Raw genomic sequence first — 17,201 nt, 5'->3', positions numbered from 1 at the left:
ACCATTTCCGTTCCTGTGAAAGAAGCGAAAAGCAGGAGTCGAACCTGCATCATCCGAACCTGAATCGAAGTAACTCCGACCTACGGCACCGCTCAAATCTTATGAAAGAAACAGGAGGGCGAAAGGCAGCACGTGGTAACGCTGTAGGCAGCGTGCAGGGTTCGAACCTGCTCGTCATATTAGACTTCACCGAAGTATCACGCACTTACGGCACCTCCTGTTCTTGTTTTATAGTTCCATTTCCTCAATGACTGCCAGGGCATCTCCGCCCTTTTCAATGGCCTCCAGCACATCGAACACCTTGTCGCTCCAGCCGGCGATTAGGAACACATCGTCCCGCACCAGGTTGAGAGGCGAGCTGCCGTAGCCGGCCAGGTCGAAGAGGTATAGCCTGGCATTGGGCGCAATGGCTTTGTACTTCTTCCACTCCTCGGTCAGGCTGTGGTTGTAGCCGGTGTTGTCCCAGAGCTGGCAGTCGGTAAAGAGCATCACCTTGTCGGCCTGCACGCGGCGATTGATCAGGTCGCGGATCACCAGGTAGCCGTTGGTGGAGTAGCCCACTTCGCCCTCGCGGCGGTAGAACTCCTGCACGTTCGATAGCACCCGGCGCTGTGGCAGGTTGATCACCTTCCAGCGGTCGCCGAACATACCTGTCACCACGTTGCGGCAACGGAGCTGCAGCAGCATGCCCAGCATCAGCCCGATGTCGTAGCTGAGGATCTTGCTGCGGTTGGAGATCGGGCGCTGCATGGAGCCCGACACGTCGCAGGCCACCACCACGCGCACCTCCTCGCTGAAGCCCTGCATGTTTTGTACGCTCGCCTGCACGGCCTGCTCCAGCGCCCCCAGCACCATGGCGGTATAGCCGGAGGTGAGGGGCAGCAGCTCGCGGTAAGCGGCCAGGAAGCGGAAGGGCAGCTGTTTGGCCTGCTGCACGGCGCGGGCATCGGAGAGGGTAGCGCATACCCGCAACATGTGCGCCGCCGATACCTCTGCCTGCAGGATGTTGCGCAGGTTGCGCAGCAGGGCCATGTAGCCCAGCCGGCCGCTGTCGATCAACTCTTCCCACTTTGCCCGCACCGCGGCGGCTTTGGCCTCGGCGTTCTCAAATGGCCGCTGCCCTAGTTCCGAGAGCTCCGTCTCCCAGGTATAAGGTATAGCCAGCGTGTCGGCGGCGATCTTGTCGAAGAGCGCCCGCTGCGTGTCGTCTTTGGATTTGGGGTGCACCAGGAACAGCGCGTCGCGCAGCTTCACCTCGGTGGCCCGGTTATACTTGGCAAACTGGTACTCGTCGAAGCGGTTGAAGGCCACGGCCAGCCCTTTCTGCAGCTGCTTGGAGAGGTGGCCCAGCTTTTTAGTGCCGCTGCGCCCGTTGCTCAGGCTGTAGTAGGCCAGGAGCTCGGTGATCTCATCGGCACGCTGCACCACGCGGGCCACGGTGCGGCTCACCAGGTCGTCGCCGGCGTGCACTTTGGCCAGCTCCACTACCAGCACGAGCGGCACGCTGCGCAGGTGCATGTGGGTGCGGGCGTACACGGCCAGCTTCGCCACAAACACCGGGGCGTTCTGCGCGATCAGCTCCCGGATGCGCGCCGGACGCTGGTTTCCGCTCTCGTAGAAGGTGTCGCTCAGCGAGGCCGTAACAACGGCTGCATACAGATCGGCGGCTGGTCCTATCTTCCAGGCCAGCGCTCCTTCGTGGTTTGCGGTCTGGTGCTTTTTGCGTGTGAGAAAGTTGAACTTCATGGCCTTTTGCTTTAATGATAGACCAAAGTTCAGGGACTAGTGCGCAGTCTTTTTGCGCAGGAGGGATTAAATTTAATTTTTTTGAAAATTTTAACCTAATCAATGAAGTGAAAGATTAATATATTAAATTGGTAATATAACTTCAGAATATTTTATCAATCTATATATAAATCAGTTAAGCTATAATATCAAAACGAATGTATTCTTTTACAGAATTGACAATAGGAAAATTAAAAAAGCTTATTAATCACCTTGAAAACAGAAACCAGATTAACCAGCATGAAACCAACACTACTATAAATACACTAGCTCCGAGAATTTTAACAGATCAGAACGACCTTAAAAAGATTAAGCCATATATCGATAGTTTAAAACAAGCTATTGATGCAAAAGATGTTAATAATATCGCTTTAACTGGCAGCTATGGAAGTGGGAAGAGCACAATACTTAAAACTTTCCAGCACTTATACCCTAACTATAAATACCTTAATGTCTCCCTCGCTTCATTTAAAGATAATAAAGCTGATGAAGCTCTAGAAAGAAAATTGGAAATAAGTATTCTGCAACAAATATTTTATCATGTAGAACCCTCTGTTGTTCCAGATTCAAGATTTAAGAGAATAGTTAATATTACTACAGGTAAATTGATAGCCCTAACATTTTTTATAATTGCTTGGGCCTTAAGTGTTTTATTTTTATTCAAGTTCAATAAAATAGATAAACTCAATCCAGAGGTATGGTATTTTAATTATCAATTAGATTGGGTGGCCTTTATATCAACACTTCTCTTTTTTCTGGGTATTGGGTTTTTTATTAAAAACGTTTACAGAGCTTTTAGCAATTCTAAAATCAACAAGTTTAATATTAAGGGAGAATTTGAACTTGGCGAGGCAATTGATAAATCTGTCTTTAACCAGCATTTAGAGGAGATACTGTATTTTTTTGAAAGAACAGATTTTAATGTAATAGTTATTGAAGATGTTGACAGGTTTGAAAGCACTGACATCTTTACTAAACTTAGAGAAATCAATAACTTAATTAATAACTCGAATCTGATCAAACGCAAAGTAAAATTCATCTATGCCATCAAAGATGAGATGTTCTCTGACAAGAATGAAAGAGTTAAGTTTTTTGAATTTATAATTCCTGTTATTCCTTTCATTAATCCATCGAACGCAGGTGATCAGTTGGCAAAACTGATTAGCGAAGCAAATCTTGAAGGTGTTCTTTCTCCTGATTTTACTTCTGATGTAGTAACTTTTATTGATGATATAGACATGAGGTTACTCATCAATATTTTTCATGAATTTTTGATTTACAGAGAAAACTTGAGTAAAGATTTAGTGCAGGATAATCTTTTCGCAATTATTGTATATAAAAATATGTATCCAGATGATTTTGGAGAATTAGGAAAGCGAAAAGGAAAGCTTTATAAATTTCTCTCTGGGAAAGGTTTATATTCACAAGACTTAGTAAATGAAATCACCTCTGAAATCAAGGATATTGATGAGCACATTGCTTTGCTAGAATCCGAACAGGAGAAACCTATTGAGGAACTTAGAGCGGTATATATCAATAGACTGGTCTCGAAAATTAATAATTTTCAAAGTTTCTCCATCGGCTATAAGCGGGTATCCACTATTGAGGCTCTAACAGACGAAAATTTCGAATCAATTAAAAACTCCAATAAAATCGAATATTACAGGTGTAATGATTCTTATACTAGAGAAAGTGATGTCAGATTTTCATTTATTGAAAATGAAGTTTCTAAACTTAGCTATAGTCAAAGGGAAAATCTTTTGGTGGCAAGGGCAAATAATCAAATCAATATTCTAAAAGGAGAAAAGGAAAAATTAAAAAATAAAATATCTGAGATTGAGTCTTTTAGCATAAAGGAAATTTTTGAACTAGTTGAAATAGAAAAATATTTAGCGGAGTTTAAGGAGAATTATCTCATTCGTAACCTCTTGCTTAATGGTTATATTGATGAGCATTATGATGATTATATCTCACTTTTCCATGAAATAAGTTTAACTAAAGATGACTTTGTATTTGAGAGAAAAGTAAAAAGTGGCATTAATTTAGACTTTGAATATCCATTAACCGAAAGTGATACGCTGCTCAAAAGATTGCCTGATAAATACTTTAAAAGGGAAGAAATATTGAATTATGATCTAGCTGAATGCTTGATTGTGAACAAGGAAAGGTATTGGGGCAAGTATGATAATTTCTTTAAAGGGCTTGCCGTTGATGGGGAAAAGCAGTTTCAATTTATTTTTGGATTTGTAAAACGTAATTCAGATGGGCTCGGCCTTTTTATAAAGGCTCTGTGCATTTATAAGCCTACATTGTGGCAGTACTTATATTCCAAATCTGGATTACCTGAAGAAGAAATAAGGAGTCTACTTATCCTGATTTTTGATTTCGGAGATAAAGAATCAATAAGCAAATTCGATGGAATTGAATCTTTGTTAGGGTTTCTGAAGCAGATGGAGGATTTTATGGCTTTCTGTTCTGCCCTTAAGAAGACAGATACTATCCGAGTTTTTATTACGGAGAATAAGGTTTTATTTGAAAAGCTTGATTTGCCTAATAGCTCAATTGAGACATTATTTGATCATATTTATAAAAACAATCTCTACATAATTAATGATCATAACATCTCTGTATTAGTAAAACACTATAGGATTTCTACAAACATTGTGGAATTAAATAAAGCACACTATACAACTCTTTTAAATTCAGGGCTAGATAACCTTACAATATATTTATCTAATAATCTTGAAGAGTATATTAAAAATGTATTGCTAAAAATTAATGATAATGTATTGGAGGATGAAACTACAATTCTTTCCATTTTAAACAGAGAGGATTGTAGTATTGAAGTTAGATCTAAACTATTAATTAGCCAAACGGCAATGATTGGTTCTATACAGGAAGTCAATGAGAATGAAATTAGGCGAGTTCTTCTTATTGAGAACAAGCTTAAACCAACTTGGCAAAACATTTTTGACTATTTAGAGAACTTAGAAGCCGATGAATTTGATGAACCATTGATCACATTCCTAAATTCTGAGCAAAATTATTCTGTTCTATCTAGGAGTAAGTTAAATAATGAGACTAAAAAAGAACTTGAATACATTAAAGATTTTTCTTTAAAAATAATACACAACAATGAATTGAGTCTAGATGCATTTTCTTTTCTGATAAAGAGTATTCCTTATGTGTATAGTCGTGTAAAATATAACCAATTGAGCATTGCGCATATTGAGGTTATGATTGCGCAGAAATTCTTAACACTCTCATGTGATAATTTCGATGGTCTGAAATCAAAAGGAAAAGATCTGCATATTAAACTAATCGAGAATTACCAAGACGACTTTTTAGAAAGGATGGGTGAGTTTTCTTTAGATGCTAAGGACTGGAATCAGGTTTTAATATCAAATAGAATGAGCTTGTCAAATAAGTTATCTATCATCAAAAATTTTGATGATAGTACTATTGTTGAAAACCCTTTGATAGCTAGTACAGTCTGTAACCTTTTGCCAGTAGATGAATTCATCTCATTAAAGTTTGAAGTGCTAAATGCTATGTTCAAGGCTAATACTTCTGTTCAAAAACGTATAGCGCTTCTTACTTTACATTTTGACAATTTAGATGATAATCAAATTCAAATTTTGATCGAAGAAATCGGAGGTGATTATACAAGAATATTTATGAAGCAGCATAAACCTTTGTTGGACAATGTTCCATATAATAGAACACTATTTACAAAGCTTCAAGGAAGAGATATGATAATTCGATTCGAACTCATTGAGAAGAAAAATAAAATAAGGGTATTTGCTAAATATTAATAATATATTATTGAACAATACATTGTGTAGTGCTAGGGGGATCCAGGTACTTTAAATGAAATTTATGTCCTTTAAGGAACCAATAAATATTGAAATTATTTACACATTAAAAAGCTCCTGCCTTAACCTAAGGCAGGAGCTTTTTAATGTGTAAAACAAAGACTTAAATTTAATCCTTCTCCATATACATCTCATCTCCACACATCCGTACAATCCTCGGATTAAAAGTTCCTACTACTTCCACAAGATCCTGCTGTGACTGCATCACCTGGCGGATGTCCTTGTAGACCATAGGTGCTTCGTCCAGGCCTGATCCGATCACTTCCACGCCGGCCTCTTGCAGGTATAACTGTACCTGTGGCAGCGAGAGCGTCTGTTTGGCTTTGGTTCGGGACATCACCCGGCCTGCTCCGTGTGAAGCAGAGTTCAGGGAGCTTGCTTCACCCTTACCACGCACAATAAAACCTGGTGTAGCCATAGAGCCTGGAATAATACCCAGCACGCCCTGACCTGCTGGTGTGGCGCCCTTGCGGTGCACGATCACCTCGTTTCCAGCCGCGTCTTTTTCTTTCCAGGCAAAGTTGTGGTGGTTCTCTACGACCGCCAGCGGCTGCTCACCTAAAGCTGTTGCTAATCGCTCATGTATCTGGTGATGACAGGCCGAGGCATAGTCGCCCGCCAGGTTCATCGCCAACCAATACTCTTGTCCTTCGGCTGTGTTCAGGTCCAGCCAGGCCAGGTGCCGTGCCTCCTGTGGCAGGCGGCAATTTTGCATCGCCAATTTGGTATAGTGGCCGGCAATGCTGGCACCTATACCGCGGGAGCCGGAGTGGGAGAGGGCCGCCAGGTAGTGACCAGTTGGCAACCCGAATTCGTTCTGCGCATCATGCAGCTCCACCACGCCAAACTCCACGAAGTGGTTACCACCACCTGAAGAGCCAAGCTGGCTATAGGCACGGTCTTTCAGGCTCTTCACGACAGGTATAGCAGCGAACTCTGGACGCTCCATGATGGCGTGGTCTTTCGGGTTTTTAAAAGTAGCCGTTCCGAAACGCGTGTTGTCGAGCAACATGCGCTTTAGCTGCTCCGATTGCTTGGTCAGAATATCCGCGTCGATGGCGTAAAGGCTCATGCTCATACGGCAGCCGATGTCAACCCCTACCGCATAGGGAATCACTGCATCTTTCGTAGCCAGCACGCCACCGATCGGAAGTCCATAGCCCTGGTGCGCATCCGGCATCAAGGCTCCTCCTACAGAAACAGGCAGGCGCATAGCAGTATCCATCTGGCTCAGAACACCCGCTTCGATTCCGGCTGCCCCATAAATGGTGTACTCCTTTGCCTCAGGCATAAGGGAAATGATTTCTTCCTGCTTTGGCGGGAGCAATGCTTCTGCAAGCGGAGCCAGAACCTCATCTTCCTGGTAATCGGAGGGCGAGGCAAGCACTTTAGCCAGAAGCAGTAGCTGCTTTTCTTTGGAAGTTTCAGGATGGGTTTCTTCCATGATGGAGATGGCAATGCCGATTGCTTTTCCTGGTTTAAAGCCGATTTCAAGCAGGTCTTTCCCTGTAAGTGTCAGTGTGTTCATAGTTTTATTTCTTTGTGATGATACAAAGGAATTGACCAGCTGCGCAGTCTTTTTGCGCACTTAAATTATTTTGTAAAAATCTTTTCGCACCTCCACCAGCACCTTATTTAACCGCTCCACATCCGGCTCCTCCGGCAGATCCGACGCCTCATACAGCGCATCCATTTTAGCAATCCGCTCCTCGGCTATCGCTAGTAGCTCGGCATACTCAAAAGCGCCGGCCTTGATCTGGAGCAGGAACTCGCGGTTGGGGCGCCGCACGATGATTTGCTTCTGCGTGGCGATCTCCTCGGCCATGTCGAGCAGGCGGAAAGTGTGCATCAGGTTTTTGGCGTCGTAGTTCTTGCCGTGCGAGAGCGTGTTCTCGTAGCGAGCCTGGTTGCGCTTTTCCACCCACTCCCAATACTCCTTGTACTCTTTGCAGTAGGTGGAGTAGGCGTTCTTGTTGAAGCTCATCACGGCCAGCGACTGCAGCCCTTTGGGTATAGAGCTCAGCGACACGTCGTTTGCCTTTTCGCTTTGCACAATGCCTTTAAGTCGGGTATTTGGTTCGTGGAAGAGCGCGTACAGGTCGGGCATGTGCGGGATGCGGGCCAGGCCGCAGTCCTCCTGCCGCAGGCCCTGCTGCTCGAGGAATTCCTGCACCGGCACCGAGCCCTGTCCCTGCGCTACATAACAGAAGTCCAGCACCGAACGGCGCTCTGGCTCCACCGGGTTCACGATTTTCTTCTTCAGCCCCCGGGCTTTCTTTACCTGCGTGAGCGCATAGCCGGCGAAGGTGGTCTTGCACAGCTTCGAGAGGAAATCCTCAGCCTGGAATTTGTCATGGAGTGGGTGCTTGTACAGGATGCAGTCTTCGGGCATGGCCAGCAGCTCGAGCATGTTCGGGTTGTTTTTGGAAAGCAGCTCCACAAAGCGCCGCAGCTCATAGTACACAATGTCATTCGACTCGTTGCTTAGCTGCTCCACGTAGTTCAAACCAAAGTAGTCCTGTTCCGGCAGCACAAACACGCCGCGGATGTCGGTGTCAGAGGTAGGGGTGCTCAGGCCATAGGCCCTGCTGCCGCTGATGCACTCAAACAGCAGCAGGTTCTTTCGCTTCAGATCGTCTATGGTTAGTGCCATGGGTATGCTATCGTTTTTCTGAATAATTCGTTCAGCGGCTCCGTCTCGCCCTGGTGTTTCTCAAGATCTTTTGCCTGGGAGTCGCAGTAGTCGAGGATGCCTTTCAGGTATAGCTCCAACTCTGTTTCCTTTGGGTGACGGAAGGACTCATCTACCTGCGCCTTTAGCACGAGCAGCGTTTCTATCTTGTCGCGCATCGCCTGGTCTTCTACCAAGGGCAGCAGCTCCCGGAATTGCAGCGGCGGTATACCTTGACGCTCCACGATCCAGCGACTGCAGAGGGTGGTGCGCAGCAGGTAGAAGTAGCTCTTCAGCTTCACCTGGTCTTCGGCCTCGCAGGCTTTGTAGTAGTTGTTGGCCATGCTCAGGTAGTGGTGCAGTCCGGCGCGGCAGGAGAAGTAAGCTGGTGCCAGCGCCAGCAGCTGTTCCCTGAAATCGGTCTGCTGCAGGTATACGATCGGCGATTGCAGGCGCTCGAACATCGCCGCATTGGTTTTGCGCAAGAGGCGCAGGCTCTTGCGGATGTCCCAGCCCACCAGGTCAAGGTCGCCGCTCAGGTACTCGTTGGTGTCGCGCTGCTCGTCTATGCTCAGGTACCAGTCGCGGGTATGGCGGTAGATGAAGCGCACGTCGTAGTCGCTGTCGGGGGAGGGGAAGCCCCAGGCCCGACTGCCGGTTTCTGAGGCGAAAAGGATCTGCACCTCGTACTGTTGTTCTATCTCCCTTAGCTTTTGTAGTATCAGTTCTTGCATGACCTTTGTTGTTTATGTGCCAAAGGTAGAGAGGCACTGCGCAGTGTTTTTGCGCAGGAGATATTATTTTCTATATTTCACAAAAATATACTTGCCCATGCCCGCCAACCGCAATGCCCTCATCCGTTACCGCACCATCGACAACTGCCTGCGCAACAGGTATAGAAAGTGGACGCTGGAAGACCTGATTGACGCCTGCTCCGAGGCACTCTACGAATTCGAAGGTATAGACAAGGGCGTAAGTCGTCGCACGGTGCAGATGGATCTGCAACTGATGCGCTCGGATAAACTGGGCTACAATGCGCCCATTATCATTACCGATAAGAAGTACTACACCTACGAGGATCCGGAGTACTCCATTACCAATATTCCGCTCACTGAGCAGGATCTGGGCAAGCTGACGGAGGTGGCGGGCATCCTGCGGCAGTTCAAGGGTTTTACGCATTTCCAGGAGCTCAACGGGATGGTGCAGCGCCTGGAGGACCGCATACACACGGCCAAAACCAAACAAGCACCCGTGATTGACCTGGAGAAGAACGAGCACCTGAAAGGGTTGGAGCACATCGATATACTCTACCAGGCTATCATTCAGAAGCGGCCGGTAAAGCTGACCTACCAGTCCTTCAAGGCGCGGGAAGCGCAGGTCTTTACCTTCCACCCGTATTTCCTGAAGGAGTACCGCAACCGCTGGTTTGTGCTGGGCATCAAGAAGCGTAGTCAACCAGTGCTGCTGCTGGCGCTGGACCGCATCATGGAAGTAGGGGAGTCGCATGAACCCTACCTGGAAAACGAGGGGCTGAACCTGGCAGCATACTTTGAACATGTGGTGGGGGTGTCGGTGAATCCGAACGAGGGGCCGGAGGAAGTGGAGTTGTTTGTAAATCGGGAGAACGCCCCCTATGTCATGACCAAACCGATCCATCACTCACAGAAACTGCTGGAGAAAACGGCTAATGGCATTATCATTCAGCTGCAGGTACAGCTTAACTTCGAACTGGAGCGGGAGATTCTTGGCTTCGGGGACTGTGTGAAAGTGCTCAAGCCGCATAAACTCAAACGCCGTATTTACGAGCGCATGCGCCATGGGTCGGAGCAGTACGACAAGGAACTGAATCTGTCGGAATTGGCGCACAGCATGATGAAGTTGAAGCGCAGAGGCTATGCCGTGCTGGAGAACCTATACACCAGCAAGGAAGTGAGCCGGATGTGCTCCATGATTGCCAAGGCAACGGCCGATGAAGAAAAGTTCAGCAGGAGCGAAGACCTGTTTGCCATCCGTTGCCTGTTGCAGGAGGTTCCGAACCTGAAGCAGCTGCTTTTTAATAGTAACCTCTGTACCTTAATCAAGGAAGGATTCGGACCAGATTACTTTCTGACCAAAGCTATTTATTTTGATAAGCCGCCCAAATCAAACTGGTATGTGACCTGGCACCAGGACTTGCCGATCAATGTACAGGAAAAGAAAGAAACCGAAGGTTTCAGCGGCTGGACCAACAAGGCCGGTTTGGTGAGCGTGCGTCCACCGTTGGAGTACCTGCAGAGCGCCTATACCTTGCGCATCCACCTGGATGATACCGACGAGCAAAATGGGGCGCTGAAGGTGATCCCGCGTACGCACCTGGGCATTCTGTCGGACCAGGAGATCGCTGAGATCAGAGACACCACCGACAGCGCCTGCTGCAAAGTAAAGCAGGGCGGGGTACATCTGCTTAAACCGCTGACCCTGCACGCCTCTTCTAAAACAGAGAACAACAAGCACCGCCGCGTCATTCACCTGGAGTTCAACAACCGGGAGTTGCCCGAAGGGCTGGAGTGGCTGGAGCAGGGAGATTTGATATAGCTTAGCTTTTGGAGCAGGTATGGACTCCGGCCAACGCCTACTTTATGAAGTGGTTTAGGGTTTATCTCTATCCAGGCCCACCGATGCGACACAGGATTTAGTTATTCTTGAAATACGGTCTACTGGTTTTATAGAGGGCAGAATGCACCGTTTTGAGTATTAGAAAGCCTCTAACAACTCCTCAAGCAGTTGTCCTGTCTTTGTAGTATTTGAAAGGCTGTATACATTGGATACCTGTGAGAGAACACTATCCCTCATGACCTCTTTCTTGGATGCTCCGGTCAGGAAGGCGCGTACCAGCGAGGTACCGCCTGACGGCCGAAAACAGATCCTGGAGATAACGTTGATTTTACGAGAGCATTTCCTCCTGGACCGACAAGCACCAGCCAGGCAGGTATTATCTGGGACCTGACCACGATGAAAGCGGCATTGGCCAATGGGGGCTTCTCACCGCTCAGCGAAGCCGTCTTCCTGCGCAAACCCGACTGTTCCATTCTGATCGGCGGGCAGTTCGAGCAGTAAATGAATGCGGCATACGTCAAAAAAAGGATTTGAACGCTACTTTCCCGCTATGACGGCTGATGGCATCAAAGCCTTTGTATATGATTTGGCACGCTTTCGGGAGAGCCTGCGGGGCTGCTCGCAGGAAGGTAAAAAATCTTGTTCGACGCACTGGACAGGCAGCTGACAGGCTGCTGTGCTGCCTTACCCCCTGATGAAGCTAATCCGCTTTGCGGCTCACTGCTAGCGGAGGCTTGTATGCTGGCGGATGAAAGGTGTTTTAAGGGAAGACTATCAGGTTGTCTGCCTGCGCCATGGTGGATTTTCACCGCGGCGCTGAGGCTGAAATCGTCAGAAAAATAAGCATATCGTTCTAGGTATTATATAGGAGTTGGACTATATTTGAGGGAGGGGGTTACCCGGTGTGGTGGCTTCGCTACCATGCTTCACCGGGCCAATACCTAGTGGCCTGTAAGCTTTTCAACAGATCATGCGAATGAACGAAATGCAGCTAAGTCTATTCCCGCAAACCAAAGCGCCGGAGGAACAAGTCTGTCATGCGGTGCCGCGGAGCGTAGCGCCCAGGTGGGTCTTTGGCCGGATTGATAAAAAGAGAGGCCGGCACCTTTGGGTGCTGAAGCAGCATCCGGATGCTGCGGTGGTTTGCATCGCACATCCGCTGGACAAACAGTCCGCCGGACCCTTCCTGCTTCCCTGACCGCCTTTGTGCGAACCGGGGTTATCACTTCGGGCCAGGGTGATGCCTGTCAAATTATGATGAATTTGCAGCCGTTTTATTTAATTCAACAAACTATTCTTCTGGTAACCTAATTCCTGGTAACAAACTAGGTATTGCAGAAGACGCTCATTTTGAAGCGTAGGAAGGGTATGACGCCAGCCTGTCAGCTAGAGCCGGGAAACAAGAAGGCCTATGCCAAGGAGTTAAGAACTATACTTGTCAAAGAGCATGGGAAGAAAGTGTACTACAAGCCTGAAGAGGTGAAGCAAGTCCATTGGCTATGAGCGTGGTTGCTCATGTTGGGGCATGAGCGTTTTTTCCGGACGACCTGATTTTGATGCCTTTCACCAGCACACCGGGGAGGTATGCCCTTACGCTGACATGAAATCCGTGATGCTGCATGGGCTGGTCATAGAGGGAGACGGCACCTGGCTTGCCATTCCGGGCCTTGACATAGACGCCTCATGGCTGGACTTTGGGGGCGCTGGAAGTGATCGGCGAATTTCTGGCAGGTATCGGGGATGCGGTATCCTAAGCGCATGAGAGCTTACATAAAACAAACACGAAGCTAATGAGTATTGCTACCATTGTAACCCTGTTGCTGGCTGCGCTGGTCCTGCTGGTCAGACCATTCACGGCACTTTTACATGAGCTGGGACATGCGCTGACGGCCCTGCTGCTCACCAGGCAGAAAGTGACGGTGTATGTAGGGTCCTATGGGGATCAACGGAAGGGGCTTCGGATGAATGCCGGTCTGTTGGAAATCTGGTTCAGGTATAACTTCTTTTCCTGGCAATCCGGTCTCTGTGTTATCTCTGCCCGGGATCTCTCTGTCACCAGACAGCTGCTGATTGTGCTGGCTGGGCCGCTTGCTTCTACTTTAATTGCCCTGACGGCATGCTACCTTACTTTCGCATTGGAGCTGCACGGCGCTGTCAAACTGATTTGCCTGGTCTTTCTGGGCTGCGCTTTACTGGACTTGGTGGTGAACCTGGTGCCAAGCAGCACGCCCATATTGCTTTATGATGGAAGCGTTGCCTATAACGATGGCTACAGGCTGAAGCAACTCTTGCTTGGCAGGCGTTTGCCCAAAGCGTATGATAGGGCGGTAGACGCTTATAATCAAGGAGCCTATGCAGCAGCGGCAAGGCTTTTTACGGGCATGCTGCAAGAGGGACTGCAGGATGAGCAAGCGTATCGGGCGGCTGTTTCGTGCTGCCTGCAGCTAGGTCACTACGAAGCGGCTCGGGAACTCATCGAGCGGTTCAGCGCCTGCTACAAACTGAATTCCAACGACTATGGAAATGCGGGCCTGGTCTGTTCCCAATTGGGGATGCACGAGGAAGGGTTGCCTTATTTTGAACAATCACTTCAGCTTGATCCCACGAATAAATACACGCTGCATAACATGGCTTATACTCTTCATTTGCTCGGACGCTACCAGGAAGCGGTTGTGCTGTTCGACAAGGTGATCGAAGTGGATGTTTCTTTTGCTAACGCCTACAGTAACCGGGGGCTGGCAAAGCTGAAGTGTGGCCGGGAGGGGGAAGGTCTTCAGGACATCAGGCGCTCCTTTGAGCTGGAGGCAGATCACGCGTACGGGTATCGGAACCTGGGCATCTACCACCTGGACAGGCAAGCGTACAGAGATGCCTTGCAACAGTTCAGGAAGTCAAAACTAGCAGATCCGGGTACGCACCTGATTGATGACCTGATAAAAGAGGCGGAAACGCACTTAGCTGAACAGGAGATGACGGCCTAACAACCATCGTTTTACATGGATCTGGCCTTACCCGATTCCTGACTTGTCCCTGTTCGGATGCGTGTTTTTGTCCTCCTATAGCACTGCTTCTCCGGCTGGATATGAGCATGATTTACCGGGCCCCTTTGCCTGACTGGATTTCCCGACCAGCTTGTTAGGTACCTTTGCCAAATCCTTGGTGGGGCCACGTACAAGTAAAGCGGGCCCCCCATCCAATGCGTGGCTGTGAGCTTGTTTTCCCAAGCCTAGGAGTACAGCATGACGGATTAAAGTCGTCCAGATCCAGGAGGCGCTCGTCGAAAGCGTAGACTTTCACCTGTGAGGTGAACAGGGAGCGTGTTTGCATCACACAGTCCAATTTGTGACCGTACAGCACGTAGGAAGGAAAGACCTGGTATTTTCTGGTTTCGCTTTAGGCGGACACGCTGCAAGTTCTTCCTGTGAAGGGTTGCCTATTTTGGGATAAGTCCTAGAGTATGAACTTGCCTTAAAGCGAGTTGATAACCTCCGGCGTATTGTTGGTGGGAGAGTTGACGAGCGTAGAGACCGGGTATGTCTTCATCTGAGCCCCTTCGAAAGGCTTCAGCAGTGCTAACAGTTCCTCCTGCGTTCCGTGTGTGTCCAGCCACAGCCCCTCGGCTTCGGGGGAGAGGATGACCGGCATGCGGTCATGAATGGGTTTGACCACTTCATTGGCTTCCGTGGTAATGATGGTAAAAGTGTGCAGCACCTCCCCGGTGTGCTGATCCACCCACTCATCCCACAGACCGGCAAAGGAGAATAGCTCCTCGTTTTTCAGGAGGAAACGATAAGGTACTTTGCCTTGCCGGGTGAGCTGCCATTCAAAGAAACCGTCGGCCGGCACCAGGCAGCGCTTGGAGGTGAGCAGGTGGCGGAAGGAGGGTTTTTCAGTGATCGTCTCCGCGCGGGCATTGATGGAGCGTTTCACGGCTCTGGCGTCCTTTGACCAGAAAGGCTGCAAGCCCCATGAAAAGAACTGCACGGTAGCCGGCTGGTAGTTGGTGATCACGGGCAACTCCTGGGAAGGTGCCGCATTGTAGTACGCCTCTTTCAATGCTTTGGCCAGGAGTTTGGCGGCGCGTGATTTGCCCTTGGCTTTGGGTAGGACAGAATATCTTCCGCACATGGTGTTGATGCTTATGGGTTCCACTTCCTATTTTACTCTTCCACTTTACGTATAAACGCTTTCATCCTGCCAGCCTAACAATTAATTTGAGGGCAATAATTGTCGCCGCACCTGTTTTGCCGTAGGACAGATCATGCCTTTTTTGTCTGATGCATATGCTTATGAGGAACCGTTTCTATCTTGTTTTAGCTGCTGTTTTAGTCCTTGCTGGGTGTAAGGAGACGGAGGTAATCCCGCAACAGCCCATCTACACCCCAATAAGCGCGCATGTGGCGCTGGGTAACCCGAGCCAGGCCACAGCCGACGGGACGGACCCCGCCAATTTCCTGATGGTCAAAGACCAGTACGTGTTCTCATATAACCGGGAGCGGGGCACGCCCAATTGGGTGAGCTGGCACGTGAGCCGGCACTGGGTGGGAAACGCCCTGCGACAGGATGATTTCCGTGCGGACGCGACGCTGCCCGCGGGCTGGTACCGGGTCGGGCCCTCGGCCTACACTGGCTCGGGCTTCGACCGGGGGCACAACATCCCATCGGCCGACCGCACCAGAACGGTGGAAGACAATTCGGCCACTTTCCTGATGACTAACATGATCCCACAGGCTCCAAACCACAACCGCGTTACTTGGGCCAGCCTGGAGGACTACACCCGGGACCTGGTTCGGCAGGGGATGGAGGTGTACGTGATCATGGGCAGTTACGGTATAGGCGGCACGGGCAGCAACGGAGCGGCTACGACCATCGACAAGGGCCGGGTTGCCGTGCCCGCCATGATCTGGAAAGTGCTGGTAGTGCTCGAGGAAGGGGAGGACGACCTGCAGCGTATCACTGCCAATACCAGGATTATCGCCGTCAACACGCCCAACACGAACCAGGTGCTGGCGGACTGGGGCACCTACCGCACTACGGTCGATGCCATTGAGCGGGAGACGGGTTATGATCTGCTTTCCGCGCTTCCTGACCAGATTGAAGCCGTGCTCGAGGCACGTGTGGACACGGGGCCTACCAGGTAATATGCCGGAACGGGTGGCCTGTGGATTTAGTATTGACTCCTGCTTCCCCCGGGGTATCAGCCCTTGATTGGAGCGGGCGCGAAGGGCTACCATTGAATTGACAGCCCTTCGCGCTGCTTACGCAGCCGCTTGCTCTGCAGGAAGCGCTTCTTCATCGGCTTTGGCCTGGAGGCTGAGAATATAACCGGCCGCTTTGAAAGCCCGGGTGCCGGCGTAGATGAGCATCGTCTTGTCCTCCCGGAACCGGCTGATCCAGCCCTGCAGGTAGGCTACCGAGTTCTGGAAGACTGCCTTCCGGATGCCGGTGTGGGCGCAGAGGAAGCTGGCGCCCATCTCGGCGATGAGCTCCTCTTTGCTGTAGGCCTCGTCCCCGAAGCGGGCCGGCGTTTCATCCCGGTTGAAGCGGTTGAGACGAGCGTGGTGGCCGGTGGCGTGGATCAGCTCGTGGTAGAGGGTGGCGTGGAAGGCCTCGGGGGAGAGGAAGCGTTTAGGCTCCGGTACCTGCACCGTGTCCGTGCCCGGGGCATACCAGGCCTGCGAGCCGCCGTGCAGGATCCGTGGGCGCGGGGAGGGGAAGCCGTCCACCACGCGCTGGCAGGCCTCGATGAGCTGCTGGCCGGATCGCCTGAGCTTTTCGGGGAGGTGGAAGTCCACGCCCTCCACCTGGTCGATGTTGAACACGGTCCAGAGGAAGGGGACAAATTTTTTGCTGTTCTTCTCTTTACGGGCCACATCCTGATCTGCTGGCTGCTCCTGCTCTTTCGCCTCATAGATCTTCCAGTAGACGATGGGATTGCCTTTCTGACCCTTCCGGACGCGGCCGCCCATCTCTTGGGCCTGCCTAAACGTGAGAAAGTATGGCGCCGTGTAGTTGTTTTTCTCCGTGACGTGGTGGAGGTAAAAGGCGTTGAAGCCCTCGTAGGGGCGGCCGGAGGCGTAGTTCTTGGGAAGTCCGTATGAGCTCCAGGGCTTTTGCCAGATGACTTTTCCCTTCTGTAGTTCAGCAATGATTTCATTGGTCACCTGTTCGGCCAGGTGGTTGAATTTCTGATAGGCGTTCATAGGATTAGATTTTAATTGATGAGATAGAATGGAAGGGGGCAGGAGCCGTTCCCGGCTCCTGCCAAAGAAAGA

13 protein-coding genes and 1 pseudogene are annotated in these 17,201 nt (G+C 49.6%); 8 read left to right on the top strand and 6 right to left on the bottom strand.

Going from position 1 to position 17,201, the window contains the following annotated elements; translation table 11 throughout:
* Window positions 1-228 precede the first annotated feature (228 nt).
* Entirely contained in the window at window positions 229-1,746 is a 1,518-nt protein-coding gene (locus C8E01_RS11565) for a TROVE domain-containing protein (RefSeq protein WP_116543595.1), read from the bottom strand.
* 197 nt (window positions 1,747-1,943) lie between these two features.
* Here C8E01_RS11565 and C8E01_RS11560 point away from each other — a divergent pair, with 197 nt between their 5' ends.
* Window positions 1,944-5,600, top strand: a complete 3,657-nt coding sequence (locus C8E01_RS11560) for a YobI family P-loop NTPase (RefSeq protein ID WP_116543594.1) — start codon at window positions 1,944-1,946, stop codon at window positions 5,598-5,600.
* Between the two features lie 169 nt (window positions 5,601-5,769).
* Here the strand turns inward: C8E01_RS11560 and C8E01_RS11555 are convergent, their stop codons facing one another.
* From C8E01_RS11555 to C8E01_RS11545, 3 genes are read right to left on the bottom strand one after another with little or no spacing between them, the layout of a single operon-like run.
* Entirely contained in the window at window positions 5,770-7,188 is a 1,419-nt protein-coding gene (locus tag C8E01_RS11555; protein ID WP_116543593.1) for an RtcB family protein, read from the bottom strand.
* A 60-nt stretch (window positions 7,189-7,248) separates the two neighbouring features.
* Window positions 7,249-8,313, bottom strand: coding sequence for a nucleotidyltransferase domain-containing protein (locus C8E01_RS11550; protein ID WP_116543592.1), 1,065 nt, complete (start codon window positions 8,311-8,313; stop codon window positions 7,249-7,251).
* A complete protein-coding gene (locus C8E01_RS11545) occupies window positions 8,304-9,065 on the bottom strand; it encodes a nucleotidyltransferase domain-containing protein (protein ID WP_116543591.1) in 762 nt (253 codons plus the stop codon). The genes C8E01_RS11550 and C8E01_RS11545 overlap by 10 nt, the downstream gene beginning before the upstream one ends.
* 97 nt (window positions 9,066-9,162) lie before the next feature.
* Between C8E01_RS11545 and C8E01_RS11540 the strand changes: the two genes are divergently transcribed.
* The 6 genes and pseudogenes from C8E01_RS11540 (at window position 9,163) to C8E01_RS11525 (ending at window position 13,907) form a co-directional block, all read left to right on the top strand.
* Complete coding sequence (locus tag C8E01_RS11540) at window positions 9,163-10,905, top strand: phytanoyl-CoA dioxygenase family protein (protein ID WP_116543687.1); 1,743 nt, start codon at window positions 9,163-9,165, stop codon at window positions 10,903-10,905.
* Window positions 10,906-11,298: 393 nt separating this feature from the next.
* A pseudogene (locus tag C8E01_RS22150) lies at window positions 11,299-11,427 on the top strand (glycosyltransferase family protein); the annotation flags it as partial.
* 469 nt (window positions 11,428-11,896) lie between these two features.
* Window positions 11,897-12,124, top strand: coding sequence for a hypothetical protein (locus C8E01_RS11530; RefSeq protein WP_133242759.1), 228 nt, complete (start codon window positions 11,897-11,899; stop codon window positions 12,122-12,124).
* A gap of 170 nt (window positions 12,125-12,294) precedes the next feature.
* On the top strand, window positions 12,295-12,429 hold the full coding sequence (locus tag C8E01_RS22065) for a hypothetical protein (RefSeq protein WP_262509642.1): 135 nt from the start codon (window positions 12,295-12,297) through the stop codon (window positions 12,427-12,429).
* Window positions 12,430-12,451: 22 nt separating this feature from the next.
* The gene (locus C8E01_RS21470) at window positions 12,452-12,688 is read left to right on the top strand and encodes a hypothetical protein (protein WP_133242758.1); all 237 of its coding nucleotides are present in this window, start codon (window positions 12,452-12,454) and stop codon (window positions 12,686-12,688) included.
* A 28-nt stretch (window positions 12,689-12,716) separates the two neighbouring features.
* The gene (locus C8E01_RS11525) at window positions 12,717-13,907 is read left to right on the top strand and encodes a M50 family metallopeptidase (protein WP_116543588.1); all 1,191 of its coding nucleotides are present in this window, start codon (window positions 12,717-12,719) and stop codon (window positions 13,905-13,907) included.
* 487 nt (window positions 13,908-14,394) lie between these two features.
* On the opposite strand, the gene C8E01_RS11520 is transcribed toward C8E01_RS11525, so the two are convergent.
* On the bottom strand, window positions 14,395-15,054 hold the full coding sequence (locus C8E01_RS11520; protein WP_116543587.1) for an SOS response-associated peptidase: 660 nt from the start codon (window positions 15,052-15,054) through the stop codon (window positions 14,395-14,397).
* Between the two features lie 161 nt (window positions 15,055-15,215).
* On the opposite strand from C8E01_RS11520, the gene C8E01_RS11515 reads away from it, so the two are divergent.
* On the top strand, window positions 15,216-16,067 hold the full coding sequence (locus C8E01_RS11515) for a DNA/RNA non-specific endonuclease (protein WP_116543686.1): 852 nt from the start codon (window positions 15,216-15,218) through the stop codon (window positions 16,065-16,067).
* A 117-nt stretch (window positions 16,068-16,184) separates the two neighbouring features.
* Here the strand turns inward: C8E01_RS11515 and C8E01_RS11510 are convergent, their stop codons facing one another.
* Window positions 16,185-17,129 (bottom strand): ArdC family protein, encoded by a 945-nt coding sequence (locus C8E01_RS11510; protein WP_116543586.1) that lies wholly within the window; start codon window positions 17,127-17,129, stop codon window positions 16,185-16,187.
* Window positions 17,130-17,201 lie beyond the last annotated feature (72 nt).

The sequence above is a fragment of the Pontibacter virosus genome, assembly GCF_003096355.1.
Lineage (GTDB): Bacteria > Bacteroidota > Bacteroidia > Cytophagales > Hymenobacteraceae > Pontibacter > Pontibacter virosus.
The sequence above is the reverse complement of the archived record's forward strand: the minus strand, read 5'-3'. Positions and strand labels throughout refer to the sequence as shown.